Below are 9,403 nucleotides of genomic sequence, written 5' to 3'. Positions count from 1 at the left end.
GGTGCGTTAACCACTTCGCCACGACCGCCATATTAAGTTGGTAGCGGCGGAGGGGATCGAACCCCCGACCTCACGGGTATGAACCGTACGCTCTAGCCAGCTGAGCTACACCGCCACATTGGCTCCACAGGTAGGATTCGAACCTACGACCGATCGGTTAACAGCCGATTGCTCTACCACTGAGCTACTGTGGAATCATTTCCTTCGCTTGCTGTTAACGATCTAATCTGTTGAAGCGACGAAATATAATTTATCATGAATATGTAAGTCTGTCAACACTTTTTGCAGATGTTTTTTAAAACAGCAACAAAATTAATATAGCATGTCCTACTGCATCATTCAAGGTTTTTTTTATTTTTTATTTATCCCTTTCTTTTAAAAAAGGGTGCCAAACACGTTTGGCACCCTTCCTTCGATTATTCTCCTAGTACTTCTTCCGCAATGTTGACTGCATGGTCGCCGATTCGTTCCAGGTTGCTGATAATATCGACAAAAACGATACCAGCTGGTCCGGAACAAGATCCTTCATTCATACGGATAATGTGTTTTTTCCGATAAGCTCGTTCCATTTGGTCAATTTGATCTTCTTTTTGGACAACAGCAAGCGCTTCTTCCCTATCCATTTCGCCAAGTGCTTTAATTGCTTGTTTGACGGTAATCAAAGTAAGATCGAACATATCGTTCAAATCCTGCTGTGCTTGTTCCGTAATAACGACTTTATTGGAGATTTTATAATCGACCAGCTCGACGATGTTTTCGAAATGATCTCCAATTCTTTCGATATCACGCACGGAATCCATTAGAGCGGTGTGTTTGGTACTATCCGCTTCAGAAAAGGATGTACCCGACAAATTGACTAGGTACTCGGTGATTTCTTTGTCCAGATTATTCAGTGCCCCTTCTATCTGAAGAGCCATGTCTGCATGCTTCTGCCTATGGTTGTTCAAATACAAGCTTGATTCTTCCAACCCTTGGTAAGCATACTCGCCCATTCGGATAACTTCTTCTTTTGCCTGATCCAGAGCAACAGATGGTGACTGTTGGATGAAAATTGGGTCCAAATGCTTTGGTTTATATTCAATTACTGCATCTTTACCAGGGATCAACTTCGTCACAATATAGGCCAAAGCACCGATGAAAGGAAACTGGATGATCGTGTTCGCTATGTTAAAGCTTCCATGCGCAAAGGCAATGGTCATTTCCGGGTTTAAATTGAATACATCCTGCAAATAGGCAACGAAATTTCTATACAATGGTAACAAAATCATAAAGATAGTCGTACCCACCACATTAAAAATAACGTGGGTATATGCTGCACGCTTAGCTGCAATAGTCGCTCCAATCGAAGCAAGGATCGCAGTGATGGTCGTACCGATATTATCCCCGAACAATACAGGAAGTGCCGCCTGGATATCGATGGCCCCCTGTTCAAACAAACCTTGAAGGATACCGATTGTCGCACTGGAACTTTGTACGATGAAGGTAAATAGAGTACCGATCACTACACCTAAAATCGGATTACTACTCATATTAACGGTTAAATCATGAAACGCTTGTACATCTCGAAGCGGAGACATTCCACTGCTCATTAAATCTAAACCGTAGAATAGTGACCCAAATCCAAAAATCGTCTGCCCGACGTAAGACACTTTATTATTTTTAAAGAAAAAGATCATAAATGCCCCAATAGCTATAATCGGCAAGGCATATTCATCGATATCAATCCCGATTATAAAAGCCGTCACTGTCGTACCGATATTGGCACCCATGATAACACCGATAGATTGGCGCAATGTCATAAAACCAGCATTCACCAGACCAACTGTCAAAACGGTCGTCCCGGAACTGCTTTGAATCAAGACCGTAACAATAATACCTGCCAACACACCCATAAACGGATTGCTGGTGAACCGGTCTAAAATATCTCTCAATCGGTCACCTGCCGATTTTTGTAATCCATCCCCCATAAATTTCAGCCCGAGCAGAAAGATTCCCAATCCGCCAACAAACTCGAAAATTAAGGATTGCACATTAATATCCAATGTTTTTCCATCCCTTCACACATGCTGATTGTCTTTTAAAAGCCCTTCTCATTATTAAGGAAAGCAGAACCATTTGTAAAGATTTTTCGATAAAATTTACGTTAAATTTACATTCTTCCTACCTAAACAACTATTAAAAACACAAAAGCTGGATTGTCGACCAATTTTTGTTTCTATCCTTTTGGTTATGTACCCTGATTTCACGATAGCAATCGTAAAGTGGCTATCGTGAAAATGAAAAAAGAGTAATTCATCACGCATGATGAACCACTCTTCTATAGGTTTTGTCACTGTTTGTTATTTGATACAAGGATTTTTGTGCCATCCACCTGAACTACCGTGACTTCCGTACCTTTTGGAATCCATTGACCGTTTGTTACAGCACTGTAGTCCTCCGCGCCAACACGGATATTACCAACCGGCCGCATATCCGTAACAGTCACTGCTGTTTTTCCGACCAACGAAGCATATCTTTCATTCATGCTATTATAGCCTTTTTCACTTGTAAGCTGATCAACAAGAGCAAGCTTCGACCACATCTTTCTTCGCTTGAATACTTTAAGAAACAAGAGGGAGCAAAATCCTCCGATGAGCAATCCAATCACTCCATACAAACCAGCTGTCCAATTTGGAGAACTTAATCCAACCGACAAAATCATACAGACAGTTCCAATCGTCGCGAGGGTGCCATCATTAAGAAATTTTCCATCAATAATAATCAAAAGGAGCCCAATCAGATAAATCACCATCATGATGATAAACGCTCCAGGCGCAAGGAAAGACAGAAAATATATAGTTATGAAGCCCAATCCGACCAGCCCGAAAAATCCTCTCATATTGACCAGCAGTTCACCAAATAAAAATAAAGTACCTAAACCGGTAAGGACGAAACTCATCCAATCCGCTGAAAAAATGTCCATTTGCATCACCCTTCTCCCTTTGTATCATTTACGATGTTTAAATAATTTTAGTTTCAAAAAAAGGGATTTATTTTATTTGTAGAATGTATATATAAACCATTAGAAAGCGGTGTTAGCATGGGATTCCTCAAAAAAACAATTGTCACTTTGTTCTTACTATTGTTTGTGGTCAGTATCTTCAAAGATTTAACGGTCGGTACTCTTTCCGGAAGCAAGGAAGCAGAAGAAATACAGGGCACTGCTGAAGAGAAGCCCCAGCCTGCAAAAAAGGCAGACCAGCAAGCCTATCAAGTCATAGAAGTGGAAGTGCGCCCCGGAGATACCGTACTCAGTATAATAGAAGAAATAAATCGCTCAGAGGCTGTACTGACAATCGATAGCCTCATAACAGACTTTCAAACGTTGAATCCAGACACATCCCCACAGCAAATACAACCCGGAAAAAAATATTTATTCCCCTTATATGTATACGAAGAATGAATATGATTTGTATTCACATGCTTGGTACACCCATGTAAAAAATGGAAATATCACCTATAATCTTGCTTTTATTTTAATTAAAGATGACGAGACAACATGAAGTTTAACATAAGCGTGAAAAAGGAAAAGTCTCCATGTTGCCCGTAGATAGCGGGTTCTTTCCCACAACATCCTATTACCGAATGAAAGAAAAAGCGAAAAAAGGGACTTTCCAATACGGATGCAATCTTGCCGTTAACAGTATTTTTAAGGTTTGTCACTTCTCAATTTGTCTTTTTCCCCTTATAATAAGCAATGGTACCTAAATTACCATTCTTGTTCGCGATTAAATAAAGGAGCGATTTATTTATGGCACTAACCCACAGAAAAAATACACGGCCTGTTAAAGTAGGCAATGTCATGGTCGGGGGTAAAAACGAAGTTGTCATTCAATCGATGACAACAACCAAAACACACGATGTAGAAGCAACTGTTAATCAAATAAACCGCCTGGAAGAAGCCGGATGTCAAGTTGTACGTGTCGCTTGTCCAGACGACCGAGCTGCCGATGCAATTCCGGAAATCAAGAAAAGAATCAATATCCCTTTGGTAGTCGATATTCACTTTAATTATAAATTAGCTTTGAAAGCAATTGAAGGCGGAGCCGATAAAATCCGGATCAATCCTGGTAATATCGGCAAACGGGATAAAGTAGAAGCAGTGGTGAACGCCGCTAAAGCAAAAGGAATTCCGATTCGAATCGGTGTAAACGCCGGGTCACTTGAACGGCATATCATCGAAAAATACGGATATCCGACTGCTGATGGAATGGTGGAAAGCGCACTGCATCATATAAAAATTCTTGAGGACCTTGATTTCCACGACATTATCGTTTCGATGAAAGCCTCGGATGTCCCTTTGGCAATTGAAGCTTACGAAAAAGCGGCTGAAGCAATTGATTATCCACTTCATCTTGGCATCACAGAGTCCGGAACCTTGTTTGCAGGTACCGTAAAAAGTGCTGCCGGACTGGGCGCCATCTTAAGTAAAGGTATTGGCAATACAATGAGAATTTCTTTGAGCGCCGACCCTGTTGAGGAAGTGAAAGTTGCAAGAGAGCTGTTAAAATCCTTTGGACTGTCTTCCAATGCAGCAACGCTCATTTCCTGTCCGACATGCGGAAGAATCGAAATCGATTTGATCTCGATCGCCAATGAAGTAGAAGATTACATTTCTACAATCAAAGCACCGATCAAAGTGGCCGTTCTCGGTTGCGCAGTAAATGGACCAGGTGAGGCACGGGAAGCAGATATCGGTATTGCTGGTGCCCGTGGTGAAGGTCTGTTGTTCCGCCACGGTGAAATCATCCGCAAAGTACCGGAAGAAACAATGGTTGAGGAATTAAAAATTGAGGTCGACCGGATTGCAGAAGAGTATTTCAAGAAACAAAAGGAAGAAGAAAACAAACAAAAAGCATGAAAATGAAAAAGAGCTGGCTCCGAAAGGAACCAGCTCTTTTTCTATACAAAGGGGGCTAAAAACAACCTTAAGATGATGGAAACAGCACCAGCAATAATCGCTGTGTTCCCTAATGTGTCTGCACCCCGATTTCTGGAAATAAAACCGAAAATAATCGCAGCGGCTCCGAGAATCACCGGCATCATGAAGAAAGATAATACACCAAGAATGACAGCCACCCAGCCAAACCCTGTTTGGACATCCCCATCCATTTTTGTTTCCTTTTCCTCTGTGTGGACAGGTTTGTTGAAATCAGTGGCAGTCAATTCCTGGGCCGTTTCTTCATCCCGCTTATAAGGCTCATCGAGAATATACTGTTCATGCGGATCACGCGGAGGCACAGATCCTCCCTGCTGTTGGGTGATGATCGGGTCGTTTGTGTCATCCCCAAATTTAGGCGCGTCTTCGATTTCTTCGTTCTGTTGCTTATTGTTCGATGTTTCGTCCATTGGCAACATCCTCGCTTTCTTATCGGGGTGCCTTCGTAGTTTATGAAGGAACCCTACGCATGTTACGAGGTAAATTTAGGATGTTAGACAAAGAGCAATCCGCAACCGATACCGAAACATACATCTACAAGTGCTTTACTCGGATGATGAAACATGATAATGAAAAGGCAGAAAAAAGCTGTAAGCAGAACAAACCATCCCATTGGATGGTTTGTTCTGCTCTAGTTTGCAGTTGCTACCGTTTTATTCGCTTTGGCATTAGACAATATTTCCATTGCATACCAGCTTTTTGCATCGCCATTTTTACGGACAAACTTTTCCATGCCGCTCATTCCCCTATGATAAGCGGTCAATGCTTCCTCCCAATTACCATATTCATTATGCAGATAATCAAGATAAACAATTGACAATTGCATGGAATAATACGGGTCATACAACAATTCTTCTTTGTATGGCAAACCAGCCATATCAGCTACCCATGGGGCGGTATTTTTCATAAATTGGCCCATTCCATATGCCTTACCGTATTTGGTTTCCGGTCCGACTAAATCTGCCTCAAATGTCCCGCCCGTCTCAACTTTCAAAAGTTCATAAACAATTTTCGGATCAAGGTCGAATTTTTGCGCCTCTTTTACCAAATAAAGCGCCCAGGATTTTTTGAATCTCCCTTCACTCTCTTTCACAAACGAGTCCGCTATCCGTTCGATTTTCGGCCAAGTCAAGTACCCGTTTTTTTCTGATGATTCCGTTTGTCTGGACTGCAGATATTCTTTCTCTGAACGAAGTTGCTCATTCTCCTGTTTAAGCTCTGCAATCTCTGCTTTTATCTCTTCTTTTTCCTGAGAAATGGCGTCGATTTTCTGGCTGCCTTTCGCATATCCATCAAAAATAAATAATAATAGTGCACAAATAAATAAAAAGCTCAAGGACTTAAAACCAGTGTAATTCCAATATTTCACACAAACTCACTCCTTACTGCAACTTGCATTTTCAAAACCACAAGCACCAATACTAGCTGTTACTGGTCGGAAATGCAATGGATTTACCTACCAACCCCTGTTGTCACCAATACGGCTTCTTCCACATAAGTTGTAACAGAAAACATTCTGTTACGCTTGTTTGCTGACGCCCTGTCGATGGCAAACAAAGAAGAAGAAAGGGTTTTTAAATGAACAACATGGTAAAGAAGATGGTTCTCAATAAATTGAAACAAGTAAGTACAGAAGATTTGCTTCATTATAGTAAGCAATATGATATTCCTGTCACTAAAAAACAGGCAGAACAAATCACTGCCTATTTAAAAAAAGCAGACTTTGATCCTTTTAGCGAAAAAGAGCAGATGACTTTTTTTAAAAAGCTGGCCAAAATAACAAACGTTGAAACAGCCCGAAAAGCCAATAAACTGTTTAAGCAACTGACAAAGGAGTACGGGGTAGACTCCTGGTTTTATTAAATTCCCTCTTTTTATTAAAACTAAACCCCACTCGTTATTGTTACAATCGAGCTTGTTAAACGGATAAGGAATTCTTGATCATATGTAAGGCGAACCAACAAATAAAACTGCCAGTCACAAGAGTGTCTGGCAGTTCTTTCAGCTTTATTGTGCTACTATTTGCTCTTTCAGATCTGTAACAAATGCATTTCCTTTAAGCATCTCAATTTCAAACCTATATGGAGGCTTCTTATTCTTTTTATCCTCGCCTACATATGGAGTTTCTAATATTTTCGGCAGGTCTTCCAGCTGTGGATGATGGACAATATAGCGTAATGCATCGAAGCCAATATGACCGAAACCAATATTTTCATGGCGGTCTTTTCCTGCACCGCGTACGTTTTTACTATCGTTAACATGTAAAACTTTTAAACGGTCAAGCCCGATTATCCGGTCAAATTCATCCAAAACGCCATCAAAATCATTGATCACGTCATATCCTGCATCATGGGTATGACAAGTATCAAAACAGATGGACAGCTTGTCATCATGTTTGACACCATCTATGATTTTTGCCAGCTCATCAAAGTTTCTGCCGACCTCCGAGCCTTTTCCTGCCATTGTCTCCAAAGCAATCTGCACTTGCTGATCTTTATGAAGTACCTCATTCAATCCTTCAATAATTTTCTCTATCCCTTTTTCAGCACCGGCTCCGACATGAGCCCCTGGGTGCAAGACGATTTGCTTTGCTCCTATCGCTTCGGTTCGCTCAATCTCGTTCCTCAAAAAATTGACACCGAGCTCAAACGTCTCTTTTTTCGTCGTATTACCGATATTGATGATATACGGCGCATGCACAACTATATCAACGATGCCGTTTTCTGCCATATGCCTGCGACCATTTTCAATATTCAACTCTTCAATAGGACGGCGCCGCGTATTTTGTGGAGCGCCTGTATATATCATAAATGCATTTGCCCCGTAAGAGACTGCTTCTTCACTCGATCCCAGCAGCATTTTTTTGCCGCTCATCGATACGTGTGACCCAATTTTCAACAATTCCTCCACCTCTTTTTTCTTTTCTGTAATCATTATAACATAATAATCATTATTTTTTATACTTGTTGCGATTTAGTTTTTTCTTCACTTGTTCTTTCTGTTGTTTCATTTTCTTTTTGTAACCCGGCTTCACTTTTTTCGGTTTGCGTACCTTTCTCCAGGCTTCTTTTTCGGTATCCGTCTCAGCTTTCTTCCTTGTGCTTCGTTCATTCCAGGCCTTAACTTCTTTCCATTCTCCGTTCTTCACATCATAGCTGGTGAACGTCAGACCCTTTTTCTCCAGTTTTTCAATAAGCTGAATATCCTTATCGGTGTACAGGTTGATCGCCGTACCTTCCATTCCTGCACGGGCTGTTCTTCCTACACGGTGGATATAAAATTCTTCCTCCTTTGGAAGCTGGGCATTAATGACATGGCTGACACCCTTGATGTCAATTCCCCTTGCAGCTAGATCAGTAGCAACGATATATTGATAACGGAGGTTCTGAATTTCTTTTAACACCCTTTTTCTTTCTCTTGGAGAAAGCCCCCCATGGACCAGTCCTACTTCCAAACCTCTTTCAGTCAGCTCTTCTGCCAGCTGATTCGCTTGTTCCTTACCGTTGGTGAAAATAATCGCCAAATAAGGCTGGATAGCGGATGAAACACGATATACCATTTCCGAAACAGAGCGATGGCGTAAGGGTACTAGCCGATGTTCCATCGTTTCCGGCGAAAGCTTTTGCTCGTCCGCCGTTAAATGCGAAGGGTTCTCTAAGTATTTTTTTAAGAACGGCTGCAGTCTTTCTGGAATAGTCGCTGAAAAAACCAGGAGCTGAATATCCGGATTTGTCTTTACAAGTGTCTGATCAACCTCCTCAATAAAACCGAGGTCCAGCATTAAATCCGCCTCGTCGACAACAAAAGCCTTGGTCTTGTATAAATCAAGTGCACCCTCTTCAACAAGGTCCAGAATTCTTCCCGGAGTCCCCACCACAATATGGGGCTGATCTTTCAGCTTTTCTATCGATCTTTTTTTATCCGTTCCACCGATCAACAGCTTCGCGTTCCAGCGGTGATCCTTATTCGCATAATGAATGATTTTCCTTACTTCATCATAAATTTGGATGGCAAGCTCTCTTGTCGGTGCCGTAATCACGAAATGAACTTGCTTTTTGGTTTCGTCTATTTCATTGAATAAGGGCAGCAAATAAGCATGGGTTTTCCCTGAGCCGGTATGGGATTGTCCAATCACGCTCTCCCCTCTCAATACAGCGGGTATGACCTTTTCCTGTATTGGTGTCGGTTTATGGAAATCAAGCCGTTCGATGACGTCATTTATAAGGGGATGTAAAGAATATTGTCTGAATTGATGGTTTTTCATTAAAAAACTCCTTTAAATTGACTTTTGCTACTTTCCTATTATAGTGGAGAAAGAAGGATTTTGCACGGTAATCCTTTAGGAAGGATTATGTCGTCTCACGCAGGGAAGTCCAAAATCATCTGTTGGTAAAAGATACAGCTGTGAATATTTTTGTCATATTG

General features: G+C 41.3%; 9 protein-coding genes and 2 tRNA genes. 3 read left to right on the top strand and 8 right to left on the bottom strand.

Annotated elements, in window-relative coordinates; translation table 11 throughout:
* Positions 1 to 38: 38 nt before the first annotated feature.
* The 4 genes from BN1067_RS12425 to BN1067_RS12410 all read right to left on the bottom strand — a co-directional run bounded on the left by BN1067_RS12425 (position 39) and on the right by BN1067_RS12410 (position 2,968).
* Positions 39 to 115: transfer RNA gene (locus BN1067_RS12425), tRNA-Met, on the bottom strand.
* A 4-nt stretch (positions 116 to 119) separates the two neighbouring features.
* Positions 120 to 194: transfer RNA gene (locus BN1067_RS12420), tRNA-Asn, on the bottom strand.
* Positions 195 to 416: 222 nt separating this feature from the next.
* Positions 417 to 2,042: a Na/Pi cotransporter family protein gene (locus BN1067_RS12415; protein ID WP_053219164.1), complete on the bottom strand. Its 1,626-nt coding sequence runs from the start codon at positions 2,040 to 2,042 to the stop codon at positions 417 to 419.
* 287 nt (positions 2,043 to 2,329) lie between these two features.
* Entirely contained in the window at positions 2,330 to 2,968 is a 639-nt protein-coding gene (locus BN1067_RS12410) for an NfeD family protein (protein ID WP_324777894.1), read from the bottom strand.
* Between the two features lie 111 nt (positions 2,969 to 3,079).
* Between BN1067_RS12410 and BN1067_RS12405 the strand changes: the two genes are divergently transcribed.
* Both BN1067_RS12405 and ispG read left to right on the top strand, forming a co-directional pair.
* Complete coding sequence (locus BN1067_RS12405) at positions 3,080 to 3,442, top strand: hypothetical protein (protein WP_053219163.1); 363 nt, start codon at positions 3,080 to 3,082, stop codon at positions 3,440 to 3,442.
* Positions 3,443 to 3,790: 348 nt separating this feature from the next.
* Positions 3,791 to 4,900, top strand: coding sequence for a flavodoxin-dependent (E)-4-hydroxy-3-methylbut-2-enyl-diphosphate synthase (ispG, locus tag BN1067_RS12400; protein ID WP_053219161.1), 1,110 nt, complete (start codon positions 3,791 to 3,793; stop codon positions 4,898 to 4,900).
* A gap of 41 nt (positions 4,901 to 4,941) precedes the next feature.
* On the opposite strand, the gene BN1067_RS12395 is transcribed toward ispG, so the two are convergent.
* Together BN1067_RS12395 and BN1067_RS12390 are read right to left on the bottom strand one after the other, a co-directional pair.
* The gene (locus BN1067_RS12395) at positions 4,942 to 5,388 is read right to left on the bottom strand and encodes a DUF4190 domain-containing protein (protein ID WP_053219159.1); all 447 of its coding nucleotides are present in this window, start codon (positions 5,386 to 5,388) and stop codon (positions 4,942 to 4,944) included.
* A 221-nt stretch (positions 5,389 to 5,609) separates the two neighbouring features.
* Entirely contained in the window at positions 5,610 to 6,347 is a 738-nt protein-coding gene (locus BN1067_RS12390) for a transglycosylase SLT domain-containing protein (protein ID WP_053219157.1), read from the bottom strand.
* A 209-nt stretch (positions 6,348 to 6,556) separates the two neighbouring features.
* On the opposite strand from BN1067_RS12390, the gene BN1067_RS12385 reads away from it, so the two are divergent.
* The gene (locus BN1067_RS12385) at positions 6,557 to 6,841 is read left to right on the top strand and encodes a DUF2624 domain-containing protein (RefSeq protein WP_053219156.1); all 285 of its coding nucleotides are present in this window, start codon (positions 6,557 to 6,559) and stop codon (positions 6,839 to 6,841) included.
* A gap of 144 nt (positions 6,842 to 6,985) precedes the next feature.
* On the opposite strand, the gene BN1067_RS12380 is transcribed toward BN1067_RS12385, so the two are convergent.
* Together BN1067_RS12380 and BN1067_RS12375 are read right to left on the bottom strand one after the other, a co-directional pair.
* Complete coding sequence (locus tag BN1067_RS12380) at positions 6,986 to 7,879, bottom strand: deoxyribonuclease IV (RefSeq protein WP_053219154.1); 894 nt, start codon at positions 7,877 to 7,879, stop codon at positions 6,986 to 6,988.
* A gap of 49 nt (positions 7,880 to 7,928) precedes the next feature.
* A complete protein-coding gene (locus tag BN1067_RS12375) occupies positions 7,929 to 9,242 on the bottom strand; it encodes a DEAD/DEAH box helicase (protein WP_053219153.1) in 1,314 nt (437 codons plus the stop codon).
* Positions 9,243 to 9,403: the final 161 nt, after the last annotated feature.

Source organism: Virgibacillus senegalensis, assembly GCF_000821245.2.
GTDB classification, from domain to species: domain Bacteria; phylum Bacillota; class Bacilli; order Bacillales; family Amphibacillaceae; genus Sediminibacillus; species Sediminibacillus senegalensis.
The sequence above is the reverse complement of the archived record's forward strand: the minus strand, read 5'-3'. Positions and strand labels throughout refer to the sequence as shown.

Coding starts and splice junctions, on each gene's coding strand:
- BN1067_RS12410 (WP_324777894.1), bottom strand. CDS start 2,968: ATGCAAATGGACATTTTTTCAGCGGATTGGATGAGTTTCGTCCTTACC.
- BN1067_RS12395 (WP_053219159.1), bottom strand. CDS start 5,388: ATGGACGAAACATCGAACAATAAGCAACAGAACGAAGAAATCGAAGAC.
- BN1067_RS12385 (WP_053219156.1), top strand. CDS start 6,557: ATGAACAACATGGTAAAGAAGATGGTTCTCAATAAATTGAAACAAGTA.
- BN1067_RS12375 (WP_053219153.1), bottom strand. CDS start 9,242: ATGAAAAACCATCAATTCAGACAATATTCTTTACATCCCCTTATAAAT.
- ispG (WP_053219161.1), top strand. CDS start 3,791: ATGGCACTAACCCACAGAAAAAATACACGGCCTGTTAAAGTAGGCAAT.
- BN1067_RS12405 (WP_053219163.1), top strand. CDS start 3,080: ATGGGATTCCTCAAAAAAACAATTGTCACTTTGTTCTTACTATTGTTT.